Genomic DNA, 18165 nt, shown 5'->3' on the forward strand with positions numbered 1-18165 from the left:
CCGCTGCGCTTAGGTCGTACACCCAAAGCAGCGACCGCCGTCCTGCTGAACGACATGGGGCTGCTCAAGGACCGGCATTCAGGTCGAACTGGATCGCTCAGCGCTGCTGCCAGCGCCCATCCGGTGCATCGGCATTGGCGACGACATGCCAGCCGCCCTCCGCCGCACGCAGCGACCGGAGCTGGAGGCGAACATCGACGACATCGACAGTAGCAATCGCCGCCGCGACCGCCGCCGGGTGTTCGGCGTCACAGCCCGCCAGGCGTGCCTGCCAGACAGCCTCGGCGCGCCGACGAAGATCGCGGCTCAGCCCATTGGCCGACTCACCAGCGCAGAGGACCTGCAACAGGTCGGCTGATGGCGTTTCCAGACTGGCTGCAAAGGATTCGAGAAAGACTTCCATATGGCCGAGAATCTCGGCGGCCGACGCGCTAGGCGACTGCACCGCAAAGATGATTCCGCTGCGTTCACCGAGTTGGCGAAAGCCGCAGAACACCGCATAGCCAAGCTGCAGCTCACTGCGCAGACGACGGAAGAAGCTACCTTCCATCAGTCGTGCCAGCTGACGCCAGGCCGCCTCGACTGCGGCGCTACGAACGGGTAACGGACAGAACAACACCAGTGCGGTCTCGACGCCTGGATTGCCGAAGCGAGACCACTGATAGCGCAGAGGATGTCCCGTCTGCCGTTCGACAGGCAGCTCGCTCCGGCCGGGCATTGCCGCCAGCACGTCCTGCAACGGCCCGCTCAGATGGGCAGGAAGACCCACCGCCAACGCATCCCATGGCGCACCTTGCCATACCCGCTCCAGAGCAGGCTGATCCGGCACGGCATGGTCCTCAACTGCTGCTGGCTCGACCAACATCGGCAAGCGTCGCAGGAGTTGCCGTATCAGCAGCTCGTTCGCACCCGGCGCCGTCGCCTCGCCGAGCAGGCGCTGACCGTTATCGAAAGCCTCGATTGGTGGTGCTTTGAGCACGTCGAGCAGGTCCTGCAACACGAGCGGCAACGCCTCGGCATAGCCGAACAGCATGAGGCTCCAGCTGCTACCCAGGTCATCGAAGCGCAGTTCGACACCCGCCTGGACAGCGGCAACGATGTGCACCTGCAGCGCGGCATGGAGCGCATGCCAGAGCCCAGCCGGAGGTCGATCCGTTGCGAATTGCCAGCGCAGGTAAAGCGCGCCCTGCCCGCGCGAATCGTCGTCATGTTCCAACCAGCACAAGGCTGGCACTGCAACTGGCGCAACCCGCGGCCGGGCATGTGCGCTCAGCCAGCGGTTGCGCGCTGCCAGTCGCCACTGCCATGCCCGGTCGCCAGCCACGGGCCACCGCTCCGGCGCCAGTCGCAATGCGAACCCTGTTTGGGTGCTGGCGATGCTCGCGCACTGATTGCCGCCCACGCCATCCACGGTGAGGACAATAGGCTTTGCCTCAGTGATCTGGGTGCCAAGCGCCTGCAGTGCTTGCCGGACCCGATCCGTAGCGATCGACGGCGCCCAGGCTGCCGGGTCGATCCAGTAGCGCAACAGCGCCAGGGGTTCCTTGCCCAGCAGCCCGCGCTGACGGATCTGCACATACTCGTCCCATAACTCGGCCCAGGGCGCCTGCAACGTCATGAACTGCAGCCAGCTGCGAACCGCCGCGACGACCTCTGCGCGATCCGCCATGCCCTGCTCGGTCAGCTGCGCCTCGATGACGACCACGCCCTGCCCGTCATGCCAGTACGGCACCCGCAACGCCAGCGCGTCGCACCAGCAGGTCTCGCGTAATACCGCACTAAGGCTGCCGCTGGCCTGCGATGCCAACCACGCCCCCAGAACATCCAGCGCCACGCAGGCCTGATCCGGCAGCCCATCCAGCGCGAACGCCAGATTCAGGCATGGCCGCGCACCATCGACCTCAAGATGCAACACAGCCCCATCGTCCGCGCGCAACGGCGCCAGCGGCCTCGCCACGGCAGGAGCAACAGGCAACTGGCATTCGCTGCATTGCAGCAGTTCCAGCAGCTGCTCAATGCTGCAAGGCGCGGCGACCAGCAGCTCCATCTGCCCGGTGTGATAGAAGCGCTGGTGATAGCCCTTGAGTGCCTGCTGGAACGCAGCGGCCTCTACAGGCAGGGTGTCGCGATTGCCCGCATGGAAAGCGGCAAAGGGATGCGCAGCGCTAAGTGCCGTGCCGATTGCGGCGTCGCATAGCGTTTCACGGTCCCGCCCTCGGGCGAGGAACTCCGCTTGCAAAACCTCGCGCTCGCGCAACTGCGCTGCTTCGTCGAGCAGGGGCCGGGCAAGCATATCGAGCAGGCGCCGGAGTCCTTCGCCGAACGTCTCGGTCGCTACCTGAAAGAAGAAATCGGTGTGGCGCTCACGGGTCGACGCATTGAGCTGACCGCCACGCCCCTGCACGAACGGCATCAGGCTGTCAGTCGCGGCATAGGCCTGGCTGCCGAGAAACAACAGATGCTCGAGAAAATGCGCAAGTCCCGGATATTCAGACGGCGTGTCGTGCGCCCCGGCATGTACGCGAACCAAGGCAGCGGCCTGACTACCCACAGGTAGCTGGATATAGCCCAGTCGCAGCCCGTTGGGCAGCACCCGGCGTACTGGAAGCAGGTCAGACGCAACGCTGTCCGGCGTCATGGATTGCACTCCCGCTGCCAGACAGCCGTTTGCATCAGGTATCCAGCTGACCGGCGAGAAACTGCCGCAGACGGCGCTGCATCAGCTTGCCGGAACTTCCCAGACAGGCGATCGGCGTACCGGCCAGGGCTTCACGCCCGAGTTCGGCCGCCTCGCCGGCCAGCGCCAGCGGGCAATCAAGGCCTAGCGAAAGCCTGTTGAGCTGACGCAGCTGCACCTCGCCATGGGGAACGTTGGAGAACAGTACCAGCCCCTGAGGCTTCATCTTGTCGCAGACCAGCGCGAGTTCTTCCAGCGGTTGGCCGATCGGCAGCACGCTGATGGCGAGACTGTCGCCACTCAGCATCAGCCCTGCCACCAGCAGTTCCAGTTCGCGGCACTGGCCTGGCATTGCCGCGAGCAGTACCCGCTCGCAGGCTGGCATGCGGGCCAGTTGCAGGCGCTGCAGCACCCGTGCGCGCAGGAAGGCATCAAGGAACAACCACTCGCTGGTGCCGCCGAACTCGTCCTGGCGTAACAAGAGTTCCTGCCAGACCGGCAACAGCACATCCTGAAACACCACGGCCAGCGGATAGGTGGAGAACACCTGGCCGTACAACTGCTCCAGGCGTACTTCGTCGAAGCCATTCACCGCTTCGCGCAGCTGCCCCTGCCATTCACCCCATTCGCCGCTGACGGTCGCGACCGGCTCCTCGGCTTCGCGAGTCGCCGCACTGCGGGCGAGTATGCTGCCTACCTTGCTAACCGCCACGCCGCGCTCGGTCCAGGAAAGGATGCTGCGAACCGCCTCCACATCAGCCATCGAATAGAGCCGGTGGCCGCTGTCGGTGCGCGTCGGGCGGATCAACCCGTAGCGACGCTCCCACGCACGCAAGGTGACCGGGTTTACGCCAGTCAGGCGGGCAACTTCGCGAATGGGGAAAAGCTCCTGCTGCTCGAACGCACTCGAGGACAGGGTCGAAGCGCCGGAGGATTCGGTCATGAGGCGGCTCGCTGGAAAAGAATGCCGAGATTGTAACCCAGCGTTTCGCAGCATACCCTCTACAAACGTTGTACAAACGCGAGATGCGATGAAATGACTCCTGACCTCCCGCTGACGCTCTTCGTCGACCGCTCATGCCCGCTGTGTGCCCGCGAAGTTCACTGGCTGGAGCGCAGCGCTGATCCTGCACGGCTGCTGCTGGTGGACATCAGCGCCGCCGACTTCTCCACCGCGGGGCTCGGCCGGGATTTAGCGCAGTTACGTCGTCGCCTGCACGCGCGCAGTGCCAGCGGGGCCTGGCTGACCGGCGTGGATGCCACCTACTGGAGCTGGCGCCTGGCCGGGCATGGTCGCTGGGCCGCGCCGCTTGGCTGGCGGCCGCTGCGCCCGTTCTTGCTGCTCGGCTACCAGCTGTTCGCTGTATTACGTCCGCACCTGGACTGGCTGCCACACCCGGACGGCGCGAGTCGCTGCACCACCCAATGCAGCGCGCCGCAGCCCTCCTCGCCCGCCTCCGACAGCCAGGCGACCAAGCAACCCTAGCTTTCGGCAACCAGCGGCATGCGCAGACCGCACTCTGGCTCAACCGCTGACGGGCGACCAATCATTTCGTCATGGCTGACTGGCTGCCGCCAGTAGACCTCACGCACACCGCAGGCCTGCAGCGCTCGCTTCAAGCTGCCCTGATCACTCCAGACCGTGCGCTGGCCCTCGCTGAACTGCCGCCGGTTACCGTTGCGTTCGACCACCCAGGCGCTGTAGCCACAGCAGCGCAGGCCATGCAACTCGACCCGATCTATCCGGCCTCTGCACAGTGCGAAGCGCAGCCCAAGCTTGGAAAGTTTGTTGTTCAAGGTCCCAATACCTGTACAAGTTCAGCCCTCCCCAGGGCCTGGCAGCTTGCAAACGTTGGATGTAGCGCCTGCTGCGGGATGCCGGCAGCGTATTCCTTTACATTTACTTGTACAATATCAATTGTTCGTATAGCTTTACCTCACAACGGTCGCTGACCGTCTTCAGCTCCTTCCAATACATCAGCGCTAGCCGCACTAAAGGTCCCGAGATGAACGATTTGCCTGGTCATTACCGCGAAATACTGTCCGGGGTAGGCGAAGACCCGGAGCGCGAGGGTCTGCGCGATACGCCGTTGCGTGCGGCGAAGGCCATGCAGTACCTGTGCGGCGGCTACAACCGCAGCCTGGAAGAAGTGGTCAATGGCGCACTGTTCGCCTCTGACAATGACGAGATGGTCATCGTCAAGGACATCGAGCTGTACTCGCTGTGCGAGCACCACATCCTGCCCTTTATCGGCAAGGCGCATGTCGCCTATATCCCCACCGGCCGCGTGCTGGGGCTGTCCAAGGTGGCGCGGATCGTCGACATGTACGCTCGCCGCCTGCAGATCCAGGAAAACCTGACCCGTCAGATCGCCGAAGCCATTCAGGAAGTCACCGGCGCCGCCGGTGTTGCGGTGGTCATCGAAGCCAAGCACATGTGCATGATGATGCGCGGTGTGGAAAAGCAGAATTCGGTGATGAACACCTCGGTGATGCTTGGCGCCTTCCGCAGCTCCTGCAATACGCGGATGGAATTCCTTCAGCTGATCGGGAGGGGGCAGTGATGCCGCGCCTGGAACCGGGCATGGCGCGCATCCGAGTAAAGGACCTGCGCCTGCGCACCTATATAGGTATCAACGAGGACGAGATCCTCAATCGCCAGGATGTGCTGATCAACCTGAGCATCCTCTACCCGGCGGTGGAAGCGGTGCGCGACAACGACATCGGACAGGCGCTCAACTATCGCACCATCACCAAAGCGATCATTCGTCATGTGGAGCAGAACCGCTTTGCCCTGCTCGAGCGCATGACCCAGGAGATCCTCGATCTGGTGATGGCGCATCCTGCGGTGAGCTATGCCGAAGTGGAAGTCGACAAGCCTCATGCGCTGCGTTTTGCCGATTCCGTTTCGATCACGCTCGCCGGCAGTCGCTGAGCGCCGCCATGAGCAGCCGCCGAAACGTCATCATCGCCAGCCTGCTATGCCTGCTGCCGATGCTTGCGGCTGCCAACTGGCGCGAGTCCGTGCCCCAGGCTCGCCTGGTCGGTGAAGGTGAGCTGCGCTTCTTCGGTTTCCGCATCTATGACGCTCGGCTGTGGAGCGAACAGGCGCCGCTGCAAGCCCAGGCGCCGTTCGCGCTGGAACTGACGTATCACCGTTCCATCAGCCGCGAAGACTTCGTGCGCACCAGCCTCGAAGAAATCCAGCGGCTCTCCGGCGAGCCGGCCGATTCCCCGCGCCTGCGCCAGTGGCGCGCAGAGATGCAGCGGGCCTTCGTCGATGTCACGCCGGGTGAGCGCATTACCGGTGTCTTTCTGCCCGGTCGCGGCTGCCGCTTCTACGTGAATGATCGACTGCAGCATGAAGTAGCCGACCCCGCCTTCGCCGATGCCTTCTTCGCCATCTGGCTCGACCCGCGCAGTCGCGACCAGAAGCTGCGGCGCAACCTGCTGGGCGAACGGTGAAGAGCGCGGCGCTGGCAGCCTATGGCGTGCTCGGCCTGCCGCTGGCGATGGCCATGCTGCCGATCTACGTGCTGGTGCCAAACTTCTACGCGGCGGACCTCGGGCTGGGTCTGGCTCTGACCGGCACGGTGCTGTTTCTTGCCCGCTTGCTGGACACCGTGCAAGACCCCTGGCTAGGCCGCTTCATCGACCGCCGTTCGCCACGTGGCTGGACCATCATGCTGGCCGGCTCGGCCATCCTGCTGAGCCTGGCAATGGCGGCGCTGCTGATTCCGCCGGTGCGCCTTGGCAGTTTCAGCCTTGCCTTCTGGCTCGGTGCATTGCTCGCCCTCACCTACACCCTGCACAGCCTCGTCAATATCACCTACCTGGCTTGGGGTGCACGCCTCTCCGATCAGCCTCACACCCGCACCCGGGTCGCCGCCTGGCGCGAAGGCGCGGGGCTTTTCGGCGTGGTTCTGGCCAGCGTGCTGCCCAGCGTACTGGCGACGCAGTACGGCATGGCCGCGGCGCTGACGACCTTCGCCGCCACATTCGCCGCACTGCTGTGTATCGGCGCCGCTGTACTCTTGCTGGCCGCACCCAGGCCACAGCGAATCGCACGCACCACCGCCGGAAGCTGGCGCCTGCCGCTGCGCAACCCGGCGTTTCGGCGGTTGGCGGGCGTCTATTTCATCAACGCCGTGGCGGTAGCGATTCCAGCCACTCTTGCGCTGTTCTTCATTGCCGACCGGCTGCAACTGGCGCAACTGACCGGACTGTTCCTGGCACTGTATTTCGTTAGCGGCGCCCTTGGTCTGCCGTTCTGGACGCGCCTGGCCGATCGCCTGGGTAAGCGGCGTAGCTGGCGGATCGGCATGCTCACCGGTTGCGCCGCCTTCATCTGGGCAGTGCTACTGGAGCCCGGCTCCGCCTGGGCCTATGCCGGCGTCTGCGTGATGTCGGGCCTCGCCCTCGGCGCGGACCTGGCCCTGCCACCGGCCTTGCTGGCGGACATCATTCCTGCGGATGAGCGCGACTCGACTGCCGCCTACTTCGGTCTATGGAGCTTTCTCGCCAAGCTGGCGCTGGCCATCGCCGGCCTCGCCTTGCCGCTGTTGGCATTAAGCGACTACCAACCGGGCACACCGGCCGGCTGGAACCTCGCACTGGTCTACGCCGGCCTGCCCTGCCTGCTGAAGCTCGTGGCGGCGCGCCTGCTCACTTCCCTTCCCTGCGGAGAACCCAAACCATGAAAAAGGTCCTGATACTGGCGTGCTGCCTGCTCCTGCTCAGCTGCACCGCAGTCGACGTCGAGCATTACCGCAACGAGGAACCGCAGCTGGACCTGCGTAAATACTTCGTTGGCAAGGTCGACGCCTGGGGCATGTTCCAGAAGCGTTCCGGTGAGGTGGTGAAGCGCTTTCACGTCGAGATCGACGGCAGTCTGGATGGCGACAAGCTGATTCTCGACGAACACTTCCGCTACAGCGATGGCACCACCCAGCAACGTGTCTGGACCCTCACCGAAGAACGCCCCGGTCACTGGCGCGGCACCGCTGCCGACGTGGTTGGCGAAGCTCATGGCGAAGTGGCCGGCAACGCGCTGCGCTGGCGCTATGTGCTCAGCCTGCCGGTGGATGACAAGGTCTACGACGTGCATCTGGATGACTGGATGTATCTCATCGACGAACACACCCTGGCCAACCGTTCGTTCATGAGCAAGTTCGGCGTCGAGGTGGGTCAGGTCACGCTGTTTTTCCGCAAGCGCATCGAATGAGCTGATGTTTCGAGCACTACGGCGAGGCACTGATCAGGCCAAGTTGTTCTAGAATGCGCCGCATGCCCCTTCAGGATGTCGTGACATGATCAATGCCAAGCTGCTGCAACTGGTTATCGAAGCCTCCAACGATGGAATCGTGGTCGCCGAGCAGGAAGGCGACGACAACATCCTGATCTACGCCAACCCGGCCTTCGAACGCCTGACTGGCTACGCGGTCGACGACATCCTCTACCGCGACTGTCGCTTCCTGCAGGGCGAGGACCGGGACCAGGCTGGGCTGCAGGCGATCCGCGAGGCGGTGAAGAGCAACCAGCCCTGCCGCCAGATCATTCGCAACTACCGCAAGGACGGCACACCGTTCTGGAACGAGCTTTCCATTACCCCGGTGTTCAACGAGGCCGATCAGCTGACCTACTTCATCGGTATCCAGAAGAACGTCACCGCCGAAGTCGATGCCCTGCAGCGGGTCGAAGCGCTAGAAGCCGAAATACGCGACCTCAAGGAGCAGATCGCCCGCAGCCAGGGCTGAGCCGCGTTCCCACCGGACACTGATCGCGAACTGATCGTCCGCTGCGCACCGCCCTGGTGCGCGAATAACCGACAAGCCTGCCACAGGCCTACCTAAGTGCGGTGCCCTCGCGCGCTGCGATATGGGATACTGGCCACCCGCCATACACCGAATCCTGCTGTGGGCATGAGCACGCCCTAGGATGCTGTCTTGACTCTAAATTCAGTTGTAGAAAACGCAGTCATACTGCTCGCGTTGTGCTGGCTGCTGGCTTTCACCACATGCGAATGGAACCGCAGCGCAAAGCTCTCTGCAAAACTGTTGGCCGGACTCTGGTTTGGCAGTGCCTGCGTCTTCGGCATGATGATCACCAGCGTCGGCCAGAGCGGCATCATCCTCGATGCACGCACCGTGGTGCTGAGCATGGCCGGTCTGTTCGGCGGCCCCTTGGTGGCCGGGACAGCCGGCATGCTGGCAGCGGCCTACCGTTTATGGATTGGTGGCGTTGGGGTAATTCCCGGGCTCGGGAACATCCTGCTTCCTATCGTGCTTGGCCTCACCTACCGCTTTCTCCTTCAACGAGGTTTGGTACGTCTCGGCTTTTGGCAATTGCTCGCTTTTGGCATGCTGCTGCACATCGGTGTACTGCTGGTACTGACGGCGCTGATGCCCGGTCATCTCCGTATCCTGGCCTTGAAAGACGCCGCGGCGCCGATGCTGCTGGCCTTACCCCTTGCAACCGTTGCCCTGGGCCTGCTGCTCAATGATCTGCTCAAGCGCGACCAGGTCGAGCGTGCACTGCGCCTGAGTGAAGCCCGGCTACGCGCCATCACCCACGCAATACCCGATCTGCTACTGGTCATCGACGAAGATGGCTGTTATCTCGACATCATCTGCGCCGATCGCAGCATGCTCTACGCTGATCCGAGCCTGCTGCTCGGGCGACACCTGCACGACGTGATGCCGCAAGCCGAAGAACACCGCTTCCTCGAGTTCATCCGACAAACCCTCGACAGCGATACCCCGCAGTTGATCGAGTACAGCATGCCTACCCTTGGCGGCAGCAAGGTATTCGAGGGGCGTGCCCTGCCGCTGGAACAGCCGCAAGGACAGAAGCGTGCCGTGGTCTGGCTGAGCCGCGACATCACTGAACGGGTCAACACCGAACTGGAGCGCCGGATCGCCGCTATCGCCTTCGAATCACAGCAGGGCATGCTGATCACCGACGCGCAAAGCCGCATCCTGCGCGTCAATCGCGCCTTCACCCGTATCAGCGGCTTCAGCGCCGAAGAAGCCATTGGCAACACCACTGCCCTGCTCGGCTCGGGCAAGCATGGCCCGGACTTCTATCGCACGATGTGGGCGGGTATCGAGGCAACCGGGGCTTGGGAAGGCGAGATCTGGAACCGGCGCAAGAGCGGGGAAATCTTCCCCGAGTGGCTGACCATCAGTGCGGTGCGCAACACCGCCGGCGAGATTACCCACTATGTCGCGGCCTTCACCGATATCACCGATCGCAAGGCGGCCGAGGAGCGCATTCATCACCTGGCGTTCTACGACCCCCTGACCGGCCTGCCGAACCGCCGACTGTTGCTCGATCGTCTGCAACAGGCCATGGCCGCCAGCTGCCGCAGCGAGCAGCTGGGCGCCTTGATGTTCATCGACCTGGACAACTTCAAGAACATCAATGATCTGCACGGACACCAGACTGGCGATCAGGTACTGCGTATCGCCGCCGAACGCCTGCAGAACGAAGTGCGCGCCAGCGACACGGTGGCACGTCTCGGTGGCGACGAATTCGTGGTCATGCTGGAGAACCTCGGTGACGCCCCGGAGCTTGCCGCAGCGCAGGCCGAACATATCGGCATGAAGCTGCTCAACTCTCTCGGAAAGCCCTATCGACTGAATGATCTGGGGCTGTATAGCAGCGCCAGTATCGGCGTCGTGCTGTTCGGCGCAGACGGCAGCAGTAGCGATGAGCTGATGAAGCGCGCCGACATGTCGATGTACGAGGCCAAGGTATCGGGCAAGAACGCGTTGCGCTTCTTCGACCCGCGCATGCAACAGGCCGTGCAGGAACGCCTGCACCTTGAAAACGAGATCCGTCAGGGACTGAAGAACGGCGAGTTCATCCTGCATTATCAGGCACAGCTGGAGCAGTCGCAGGGCATCGTCGGTGCCGAAGCACTGGTGCGCTGGCTGCATCCGCAACGTGGGCTGCTGGCGCCAGGCGCGTTCATCAGCCAGGCGGAGCACGCTGGCCTGATCCAGGCGCTCGACCAGCGTGTACTCGAACAGGCTTGCGCCGAGCTGGCGCTGTGGGCAGAGCAGCCAGCTCTGGCGCAGCTGACCCTGTCGGTGAACCTCAGCGCAAACCTGCTATACGAGGACAACTTCGTCGGTAGCCTGCTCGAACTGTTGGAGAGCAGCGGCGCCAATCCGGCCCGGCTCAAGCTGGAACTGACCGAGACGCTGCTGCTGGACAACATGCCCGAAGCGATTGCCCGGATGACGCAGCTCAAGAACCACGGTATCCGCTTCTCCATCGACGATTTCGGCACCGGCTATTCGTCGATGAGCTATCTGCAGCAGCTACCGCTGGATCAGCTGAAAATCGATCAGAGCTTCGTCCGTGGCCTGCCCGAGGATACCAACAGCCTCACCATCGTCCGAGCAACCTGCGCCCTGGCAGCGGGGCTGAATCTGGAAGTCATTGCCGAGGGCGTTGAAAGCGAAGCCCAGCGCGCGATGCTGCTCGCCAACGGCTGCCACCGTTTTCAGGGCTACCTGTTCGGCAAGCCACTGGCGTTGGGGGCGTTCGAGCAGATGGTGATGGCCGACCGCGCCGAGAGACAAGCCAGCCGCTCCTGAGCGAGGAAGCCCGCTCGGCGCGGGCTCCCACCGTGGTCAGATCGCCAGTGGTGCGCGGCTGCAGAGTTTGACCAGCGCCTGCACCCAGTCCTCATGGGTGTTCAGGCAAGGCACCAGCACCAAATCCTCGCCGCCGGCCTCGATGAACTGTTCGCGCCCGCGATCACCGATCTCCTCCAGCGTCTCGATGCAGTCGGAGACGAATGCCGGGCACATCACCAGCAGCTTCTTCACGCCTTGCTGGGCCAGCTCATCCAACCGGGTTTCGGTGTAGGGCTCGATCCACTTGGCCCGACCCAGTCGAGACTGGAAGGAAACCGACCACTGATCGTCACGCAACCCCACCTGCACCGCGAAACCCGCGGCGGTGCGCATGCACTGCGCGCGATAGCAACTGGCGAGCACTTCTCCCTCGGCCCGCTGGCAGCAGTCGGCGCTCTTGAGGCAGTGCGAGCCGGTCGGGTCGGTCTTGTGCAGGTGGCGCTCGGGCAGACCGTGGAAGCTCAGCAGCAGGTGGTCGAACGGTTGCTCCAGGTGAGGCCTGGCGCTGGCCGCCAGCGCTCCGAGGTATTCCGGCTGGTCGTAGAACGGCTGCAGGATCGACAGCTGCAGGCTCAACCCACGTTCGCGAATGACCCGCCGCGCTTCCTGAATGACAGTGGTGGTGGTGCTGTCGGCGAACTGTGGATAGAGCGGCGCCAGAGTCACCTGGGTGATGCCCTGCCCGGCCAGGCGGGTCAGCGTCGTTTCGATGGACGGCTCGCCGTAGCGCATCGCCAATTCCACCGGCCCCTGCGTCCAGTGTGGGCGCACCGCTTCCTGCAACCGGCGACTGAGAACCACCAGCGGCGAACCCTCCGGCCACCAGATCGAAGCATATGCATGAGCGGACTGTTCGGGGCGCTTGACCAGAATCAGCGAAACCAGCAGACGCCGCAGCGGCCACGGCAGATCGATCACATAGGGATCCATCAGGAACTGGTTCAGATAACGGCGCACATCCGCCACTTCCGTAGAGGCTGGCGACCCCAGATTGACCAACAACAACGCCTGCTCTGTCATGCAACTTTCCTGACTGCTTAATGAGGTGCGCCTGGCTCCAAGCGGCAGGCGCGCTATTTTCACACAGGGCGCACCCCTTCAGGGGTGCATCAAAAGGTCGGCCAGCGCCGAATCCAGATGGGTATAGCGAAAGCTGAAACCCTCCTCCTGCGACCGCTGCGGCAACACATGCTGGCCGCCAAGCAGCAGCCCGGCGAGTTCGCCAAGCAGAGGCTTGAGCACCGCTGCCGGCACTGGCAATAGCGCAGGACGGTGCAGGCAGTGCGCGAGGCTGCGGGTGAAGTCGGCATTGCGCACCGGCGTCGGCGCACAGGCATTGTAGGGGCCACTGGCCGCTGGCTGCCGCAGAAGAAAATCAATCAGGGCGATTTGATCGTCGATATGGATCCAGGGCATCCACTGCCGACCGTTCCCCAGCCGCCCGCCCAGGCCAAGCTTGAACACAGGCAACAGACGTTGCAGAAAACCACCATCGCGAGCCAGTACCAACCCGGTACGCACCAGCACCACGCGAATCCCCAGCACAGTCGCCTCGTTGGCGCGCTCCTCCCAGGCATTGCACAGCTGACTGGCGAAATCGGTGGAGACCGGCTGATCGGCTTCGGTCAGCCGATGTTCACCACCATCGCCATACCAGCCCACAGCGGAACCGGAGATCAGCAGTGCCGGTTTCTGCTCACGCTTGCCCAGCCATTCGACCAGCTGTTCGGTGAGTTTGACCCGGCTGTCCCAGAGCAGCGTCTTGCGCGACTTCGTCCATGGCCGATCGGCGATCGGCGCTCCCGCCAGATTGACCACGGCGTCCAATGCCACCGCTTCCAGTTGCTGCAAGCTGCCAACACCCTGCACCTCGGCGCCGCACAGCTTGGCCACGCTCTGCGGCGTGCGACTCCAGACCCACAGCCGATGCCCCTCGGCCAGCCAGTGCCGGCATAGCGCGCGGCCAATCAACCCGGTACCGCCAGTCAGCAAGATGTTCATGGTGAGCTCCTGATGCGCCGCCACGCTGCGCGAGTTCGACGATAACGATTACAGCATACACCTATACAGTGAAAACCGGCTGTACAGCACCTGAGCGCCGTGCCGCGATCCCTAACGACCGGTCACACCGGCTCCGCCGCTCGCGTTTAGAAGCACGTAAGTCTGCATATGACAGGTCAATCGTCCTTCCAAAGCGCTTGGACGGCACCACTGTACAAGAAAAACGCACTTCCTTGTACATGCCCAGTTGACTTGTACAAGATCAAGATTAAGATAGCCTCAAGTTGTACAGAAATTCTGTTTGTACAAGACGAGGTCGCCATCATGCACACCACGCTTCCAACTCCCAAGATCGGTATCAGTGCCTGCCTGCTCGGCAACCCGGTGCGGTTCAATGGTGGCCACAAGGAATCACGGCTGTGCAGCGAAACCCTGGCACAGCACTTCGAGTTCGTGCCGGTTTGCCCGGAAGTCGCCATCGGTCTCGGCACTCCTCGCGAACCGATCCGGCTGGTGGGCGAAACCGATGCACCGCGGGCAGTAGGTACCGTTCGCCCGGAGCTTGACGTGACCGAAGCGCTCGCCGCCTATGGCCGGCAAATCGCCGAGCAACTGCACGACATCAGCGGCTACATCCTGATGCAGAAGTCACCGTCCTGCGGCATGGAGCGGGTTAAGGTCTACGCTGCCAACGGTCACACGCAGCCCGGCGGCGGCGCTGGGATTTTCGCCCGTGCACTGATGGAACTGCGTCCGGACCTGCCGGTGGAAGAAGACGGCCGGCTGAACGATGCCGTGCTGCGAGAGAACTTTCTCACCCGCGTCTATGCCTATGCCGACTGGCAGCGCCTGCTGCAGAGCGGGATTACCCGCCGCGCCATCGTCGACTTCCACTCGCGCTACAAATATCAGCTGATGGCCAGCAACCCGTTGCAATACAGGGTGCTCGGCCGGCTGGTAGCCAACCTCGCCGAGCGTTCGCTGGACGAATTCGCCACCCACTACTTCAGCCAGATGATGCAGGCGCTGAAGAAGCCGGCCACCCGCGGCACGCATTGCAACGTGCTGCTGCACCTGAGCGGTTACCTGAAGGACGCGCTGGGCTCGGAAGACCGTCGGGAAATGCGTCATCTGATCGATCAGTACCGCGCCGGCGTGATTCCGCTGGTGGTGCCGCTGACGCTGCTCAAACACCACTTCCGCCGCCATCCCGACCACTACATCGCACGCCAGGCCTATCTGCAGCCGCACCCCGAAACCCTAAGTCTGCGCAACGGAATCTGACCATGACTGAACAACCGGACCTGGCGCAGCTGACCGCCGACGGCCTGCTGCCAATCCGCGAAGTGGCGCGTATCACCGGCGTCAATGCGGTAACCCTGCGCGCGTGGGAGCGCCGTTACGGCCTGATCGTCCCAGCGCGCACGGCCAAGGGCCATCGGCTTTACGAGGCCGGGCACGTCCAGCGTATCCGCGACATCCTGACCTGGCTCAACCGCGGCGTCGCGGTGAGCCAGATCAAGCCGCTCCTGGATACCACCACGCCGCCCGAGCTACCGCAGCAGAATCAGTGGTCCGAACTGGTAGATGAATTGCTGCAGGCCATCGACCGGCTCAGCGAACGCCACCTGGACGATGCCTTCAACCGTGCCATGGCGCTGTATCCGCCACGCACACTCTGTCAGCACCTGCTGCAACCTCTGCTGGCAGCACTCGACAAGCGCTGGCGCGGGCAATACGGCGCCGCGCTGGAGCGGGTGCTGTTTCAGTCGTGGCTGCGCAGCAAACTCGCAACCCGCATCTACTTCAACAACCGTCAGCAGAGCGGCCGCCCCCTGCTGATCGCCAGCCTCGACGAGGAGGCCTTCTCCCCCGGTCTGTGGCTGACCGCCTGGATGGTGTCCAGCACCGATTGCCCGGTTGAGCTCGTCGAGTGGGCGGTGCCGCTGAATGAACTCAACCTCGCCGTCGAACGCGTGTGGCCACGAGGGTTGCTGCTCTATGCCGGCAACTGCCTCTCTGCCAGCTGCCTGCAGCGCCATCTGCCGCGCCTGCTCGAGCAGAGCGCCGCACCGCTTCTGGTTGCCGGCCCAGCCGTACATATCCACGCCCCGGAGCTGCGTCAGCACCGCGGCCTGCTGCTTGCTGACTGTCCGTTCGACGCTCTGCAGCAGCTTCACCACGCCGGCCTCCTGCCCGGCAGCGAAGGGAGCGCGTCATGACCCAGGTGATCTGGTTGCGCAACGATCTGCGCACAAGCGACAACACCGCGCTGGCCGCCGCCATGGCCGCAGGCCCTACTGTGGCGCTCTATCTGATCACGCCCGGCCAATGGCTCGCCCATGACGACGCTCCCTGCAAGGTCGACTTCTGGCTGCGCAACCTTGGCGAGCTGTCGGCGCAGCTGCGCGCGCTCAATGTGCCGCTACTGATCCGTGAGGTCGAGGACTGGCAAGCCGTGCCTCATGCGCTGCTGAAGCTGTGCCGCGAGTTCGATGTGCAGGGCGTGCATTACAACGAAGAGTACGGCGTCAACGAACGGCGTCGGGATCGGGCCGTCGCGGCGCTACTGAGCGACTGCGGCATTCGCGTACGCGGACATGTCGATCAAGTGCTGTTTGCCCCGGGCAGCGTGCTGACCCAGTCAGGCGGTCACTTCAAGGTATACAGCCAGTTCCGCAAACAATGTCTCTCGCGTCTCGACGTGTCGTTGCCGCCATGTGTACCGTCGCCGGCAGCACAGGCACCGTTGGCGATCAGCAGCGACCCCGTTCCCACCGCCGTTGCCGGTTTCCCGCGGCCTACGGACTACCTGCGCGCGCTGTGGCCTGCAGGCGAAGCCTTCGCCCAGCGACGCCTGGCGCTGTTTGTCGAGGATGATCTCGACCAGTACCACGAACGCCGTGATCTTCCTGCCGAGCCGGGCACCAGCCAGTTGTCCGCCTACCTCGCCGCCGGCGTCATCTCGATCCGTCAGTGCCTGCACGCTGCACTCGGCTACAACCGCGGCGAGCTGGACAGCGGCAATACCGGTGCCACCACCTGGATCAACGAGCTGCTCTGGCGCGAGTTCTACAAGCACGTGCTGGACGGCCACCCGCAGGTGTCGATGCACCGCGCTTTCCGCAGCGAAACCGACGCCCTGCCCTGGCGCCGTGCACCCTACGAACTCGAAGCCTGGCAGCAGGGGCGCACCGGGTTTCCGATTATCGATGCGGCGATGCGCCAGTTGCAGGAAACCGGCTGGATGCACAATCGCCTGCGCATGGTGGTCGCCATGTTCCTTAGCAAGAACCTGCTGATCGACTGGCGTGAAGGCGAGCGCTGGTTCATGCGTCATCTGATCGACGGTGACCTGGCCGCCAACAACGGCGGCTGGCAATGGAGCGCCTCCACCGGTACCGACTCGGTGCCCTACTTCCGGCTGTTCAACCCGATCAGCCAATCCCAGCGTTTCGATCCTGACGGCCAGTTCCTGCGCCGCTGGCTTCCCGAGCTGCAGCACCTGGACAAGCGCGACATCCACAACCCGGCGGCGCACCGCAGCCTGTTCGGCGTAACGGAATATCCCGCGCCCATCGTCGATCTGGGCGCAAGCCGGGCGCGCGCGCTGGACGCGTTCCGCAATCTGTCGGAGGCCCGCCCATGAGCAGCTTCCTGCATCGGTTCGCCGAGGAGTTCGCGCGGCTGGAGGCGAGCAATCTCGACCGACTCGCCGAACTCTACAGCGGCGACGTGCACTTCACCGATCCGCTGCACGAGGTCTACGGGCTGGCCGAACTGCGGCGCTACTTCAGCGAGCTGTACGCCAACGTCGAGCACCTGCATTTCGAGTTCATCAGCCACGACGAGGTGTGCGAGGGTCAGGGCTATCTGCGCTGGATCATGAGCTACCGTCATCCGCGTCTCAACGGCGGCGGGCTTATCAGCCTGGAGGGTTGCTCGCTGCTGCGCTGGAACGGCGAAGGCAAGGTCGAACGCCACCGCGATTACTTCGACGCCGGCGCCCTGCTCTACCAGCACGTGCCGCTGCTCGGCGGGGCGATCCGCTGGCTGCAACGGAGGCTCGCATGAACCTCTCACGGCGTATCTGGCTGACCGGCGCCAGCAGCGGCATCGGTCTGGAGCTGGCGCGTCTGCTGCTGGCCGAGGGTCATTGCCTGGCCCTGTCGGCACGCAGCGCCGGGCCACTGCAGGCCTTTGCCCGACGCTATCCGGGACGGGTCCTGGCGTTGCCCGGCGATCTCACCGACAGCGAGCAGGTACGCGCCATCGGCGCTGCGATCGAAGCGCAATGGGGTGCGCTGGACAGCGCGATCCTCAATGCCGGCAACTGCGAATACATCGACATAGAGCACTTCGAGGCGGCGCTGCTCGAGCGCGTGGTGCAAGCCAACCTGCTTTCGGCCGGCTACTGCATCGAGGCGGCGCTGCCCCTGCTGCGTCAGGGCGTGCGACCGCATCTGGTCGGTGTCGGCAGCTCGGTGACCTGGTTCGCGCTGCCTCGTGCCGGCGCCTACGGCGCATCCAAGGCCGCATTGCGCTATCTGCTCGAATCACTGCGGCTTGATCTGGCCAGTGAAGGCATCGACGTCACCCTGGTCAGCCCCGGATTCGTCGATACGCCACTGACCCGCCGTAACGACTTCCCCATGCCACTGCGCTGGCCGGCGGACCGGGCTGCACGGCAGATCGCCCGACACCTCGAACGTCGCCCGCTGCACATCGATTTCCCCGCGCCATTCATCTGGGCGCTGCGTCTGCTTTCACTTCTGCCCGCGCGCCTGCAGTTCGCCCTTGGCCGGCGAATGGCGCGCTCGCCCCTCAAGGAAGGTTAAC

Annotated in this window: 18 protein-coding genes; 13 read left to right on the forward strand and 5 right to left on the reverse strand. The window is 63.9% G+C overall.

Translation table 11 applies throughout. The annotated features are described in order from the left end of the window. Positions 1-97: 97 nt before the first annotated feature. A complete protein-coding gene (gene pqqF / locus UIB01_RS11865; protein WP_038660568.1) occupies positions 98-2638 on the reverse strand; it encodes a pyrroloquinoline quinone biosynthesis protein PqqF in 2541 nt (846 codons plus the stop codon). A gap of 34 nt (positions 2639-2672) precedes the next feature. Beyond that, complete coding sequence (locus tag UIB01_RS11870) at positions 2673-3620, reverse strand: MerR family transcriptional regulator (protein WP_038660571.1); 948 nt, start codon at positions 3618-3620, stop codon at positions 2673-2675. Positions 3621-3713: 93 nt separating this feature from the next. Between UIB01_RS11870 and UIB01_RS11875 the strand changes: the two genes are divergently transcribed. Then, entirely contained in the window at positions 3714-4163 is a 450-nt protein-coding gene (locus UIB01_RS11875; protein WP_038660574.1) for a thiol-disulfide oxidoreductase DCC family protein, read from the forward strand. Here UIB01_RS11875 and UIB01_RS11880 read toward each other — a convergent pair. Beyond that, the gene (locus tag UIB01_RS11880; RefSeq protein ID WP_180983601.1) at positions 4160-4474 is read right to left on the reverse strand and encodes a DUF6482 family protein; all 315 of its coding nucleotides are present in this window, start codon (positions 4472-4474) and stop codon (positions 4160-4162) included. The genes UIB01_RS11875 and UIB01_RS11880 overlap by 4 nt on opposite strands. A 209-nt stretch (positions 4475-4683) precedes the next feature. On the opposite strand from UIB01_RS11880, the gene folE reads away from it, so the two are divergent. The 7 genes from folE to UIB01_RS11915 all read left to right on the forward strand — a co-directional run bounded on the left by folE (position 4684) and on the right by UIB01_RS11915 (position 11283). Further along, the gene (gene folE / locus UIB01_RS11885) at positions 4684-5241 is read left to right on the forward strand and encodes a GTP cyclohydrolase I FolE (protein WP_038660577.1); all 558 of its coding nucleotides are present in this window, start codon (positions 4684-4686) and stop codon (positions 5239-5241) included. After that, entirely contained in the window at positions 5241-5612 is a 372-nt protein-coding gene (gene folX, locus UIB01_RS11890) for a dihydroneopterin triphosphate 2'-epimerase (protein WP_038660579.1), read from the forward strand. The genes folE and folX overlap by 1 nt, the downstream gene beginning before the upstream one ends. A gap of 8 nt (positions 5613-5620) precedes the next feature. Next, entirely contained in the window at positions 5621-6142 is a 522-nt protein-coding gene (locus UIB01_RS11895; RefSeq protein ID WP_038660582.1) for a chalcone isomerase family protein, read from the forward strand. Further along, entirely contained in the window at positions 6139-7377 is a 1239-nt protein-coding gene (locus UIB01_RS11900; protein WP_038660584.1) for an MFS transporter, read from the forward strand. Before UIB01_RS11895 ends, UIB01_RS11900 begins: the two co-directional genes overlap by 4 nt. After that, on the forward strand, positions 7374-7901 hold the full coding sequence (locus UIB01_RS11905) for a DUF3833 domain-containing protein (protein WP_038660587.1): 528 nt from the start codon (positions 7374-7376) through the stop codon (positions 7899-7901). Before UIB01_RS11900 ends, UIB01_RS11905 begins: the two co-directional genes overlap by 4 nt. 85 nt (positions 7902-7986) lie before the next feature. After that, entirely contained in the window at positions 7987-8433 is a 447-nt protein-coding gene (locus UIB01_RS11910) for a PAS sensor domain-containing protein (RefSeq protein ID WP_038660590.1), read from the forward strand. Positions 8434-8622: 189 nt separating this feature from the next. After that, positions 8623-11283, forward strand: coding sequence for an EAL domain-containing protein (locus UIB01_RS11915; RefSeq protein ID WP_038660593.1), 2661 nt, complete (start codon positions 8623-8625; stop codon positions 11281-11283). 36 nt (positions 11284-11319) lie between these two features. On the opposite strand, the gene hemH is transcribed toward UIB01_RS11915, so the two are convergent. After that, entirely contained in the window at positions 11320-12345 is a 1026-nt protein-coding gene (gene hemH, locus UIB01_RS11920; RefSeq protein WP_038660596.1) for a ferrochelatase, read from the reverse strand. Between the two features lie 78 nt (positions 12346-12423). Then, on the reverse strand, positions 12424-13326 hold the full coding sequence (locus UIB01_RS11925) for a TIGR01777 family oxidoreductase (RefSeq protein ID WP_038660599.1): 903 nt from the start codon (positions 13324-13326) through the stop codon (positions 12424-12426). 324 nt (positions 13327-13650) lie between these two features. On the opposite strand from UIB01_RS11925, the gene UIB01_RS11930 reads away from it, so the two are divergent. The 5 genes from UIB01_RS11930 to UIB01_RS11950 are packed head-to-tail and all read left to right on the forward strand — an operon-like array spanning position 13651 to position 18164. After that, on the forward strand, positions 13651-14610 hold the full coding sequence (locus UIB01_RS11930; RefSeq protein WP_038660602.1) for a YbgA family protein: 960 nt from the start codon (positions 13651-13653) through the stop codon (positions 14608-14610). Positions 14611-14612: 2 nt separating this feature from the next. Beyond that, positions 14613-15548 (forward strand): MerR family transcriptional regulator, encoded by a 936-nt coding sequence (locus UIB01_RS11935; protein ID WP_038660605.1) that lies wholly within the window; start codon positions 14613-14615, stop codon positions 15546-15548. After that, positions 15545-16975: a deoxyribodipyrimidine photo-lyase gene (gene phrB / locus UIB01_RS11940; protein WP_038660608.1), complete on the forward strand. Its 1431-nt coding sequence runs from the start codon at positions 15545-15547 to the stop codon at positions 16973-16975. The genes UIB01_RS11935 and phrB overlap by 4 nt, the downstream gene beginning before the upstream one ends. Continuing rightward, positions 16972-17400, forward strand: coding sequence for a nuclear transport factor 2 family protein (locus tag UIB01_RS11945; RefSeq protein ID WP_038660611.1), 429 nt, complete (start codon positions 16972-16974; stop codon positions 17398-17400). The genes phrB and UIB01_RS11945 overlap by 4 nt, the downstream gene beginning before the upstream one ends. Next, positions 17397-18164 carry an SDR family NAD(P)-dependent oxidoreductase gene (locus UIB01_RS11950; protein ID WP_038660614.1) on the forward strand — a complete coding sequence of 256 codons (768 nt, stop codon included), beginning with the start codon at positions 17397-17399 and terminating at the stop codon, positions 18162-18164. Before UIB01_RS11945 ends, UIB01_RS11950 begins: the two co-directional genes overlap by 4 nt. Position 18165 lies beyond the last annotated feature (1 nt).

The organism is Stutzerimonas decontaminans (genome assembly GCF_000661915.1).
Taxonomy (GTDB): Bacteria; Pseudomonadota; Gammaproteobacteria; order Pseudomonadales; family Pseudomonadaceae; genus Stutzerimonas; species Stutzerimonas decontaminans.

What these genes read in the sequence shown, in the direction of transcription:
- pqqF (WP_038660568.1), bottom strand. Translation starts at nt 2,638, where the DNA reads ATGACGCCGGACAGCGTTGCGTCTGACCTGCTTCCAGTACGCCGGGTG.
- UIB01_RS11870 (WP_038660571.1), bottom strand. Translation starts at nt 3,620, where the DNA reads ATGACCGAATCCTCCGGCGCTTCGACCCTGTCCTCGAGTGCGTTCGAG.
- UIB01_RS11875 (WP_038660574.1), top strand. Translation starts at nt 3,714, where the DNA reads ATGACTCCTGACCTCCCGCTGACGCTCTTCGTCGACCGCTCATGCCCG.
- folE (WP_038660577.1), top strand. Translation starts at nt 4,684, where the DNA reads ATGAACGATTTGCCTGGTCATTACCGCGAAATACTGTCCGGGGTAGGC.
- folX (WP_038660579.1), top strand. Translation starts at nt 5,241, where the DNA reads ATGCCGCGCCTGGAACCGGGCATGGCGCGCATCCGAGTAAAGGACCTG.
- UIB01_RS11895 (WP_038660582.1), top strand. Translation starts at nt 5,621, where the DNA reads ATGAGCAGCCGCCGAAACGTCATCATCGCCAGCCTGCTATGCCTGCTG.
- UIB01_RS11905 (WP_038660587.1), top strand. Translation starts at nt 7,374, where the DNA reads ATGAAAAAGGTCCTGATACTGGCGTGCTGCCTGCTCCTGCTCAGCTGC.
- UIB01_RS11910 (WP_038660590.1), top strand. Translation starts at nt 7,987, where the DNA reads ATGATCAATGCCAAGCTGCTGCAACTGGTTATCGAAGCCTCCAACGAT.
- hemH (WP_038660596.1), bottom strand. Translation starts at nt 12,345, where the DNA reads ATGACAGAGCAGGCGTTGTTGTTGGTCAATCTGGGGTCGCCAGCCTCT.
- UIB01_RS11925 (WP_038660599.1), bottom strand. Translation starts at nt 13,326, where the DNA reads ATGAACATCTTGCTGACTGGCGGTACCGGGTTGATTGGCCGCGCGCTA.
- UIB01_RS11930 (WP_038660602.1), top strand. Translation starts at nt 13,651, where the DNA reads ATGCACACCACGCTTCCAACTCCCAAGATCGGTATCAGTGCCTGCCTG.
- UIB01_RS11935 (WP_038660605.1), top strand. Translation starts at nt 14,613, where the DNA reads ATGACTGAACAACCGGACCTGGCGCAGCTGACCGCCGACGGCCTGCTG.
- phrB (WP_038660608.1), top strand. Translation starts at nt 15,545, where the DNA reads ATGACCCAGGTGATCTGGTTGCGCAACGATCTGCGCACAAGCGACAAC.
- UIB01_RS11945 (WP_038660611.1), top strand. Translation starts at nt 16,972, where the DNA reads ATGAGCAGCTTCCTGCATCGGTTCGCCGAGGAGTTCGCGCGGCTGGAG.
- UIB01_RS11950 (WP_038660614.1), top strand. Translation starts at nt 17,397, where the DNA reads ATGAACCTCTCACGGCGTATCTGGCTGACCGGCGCCAGCAGCGGCATC.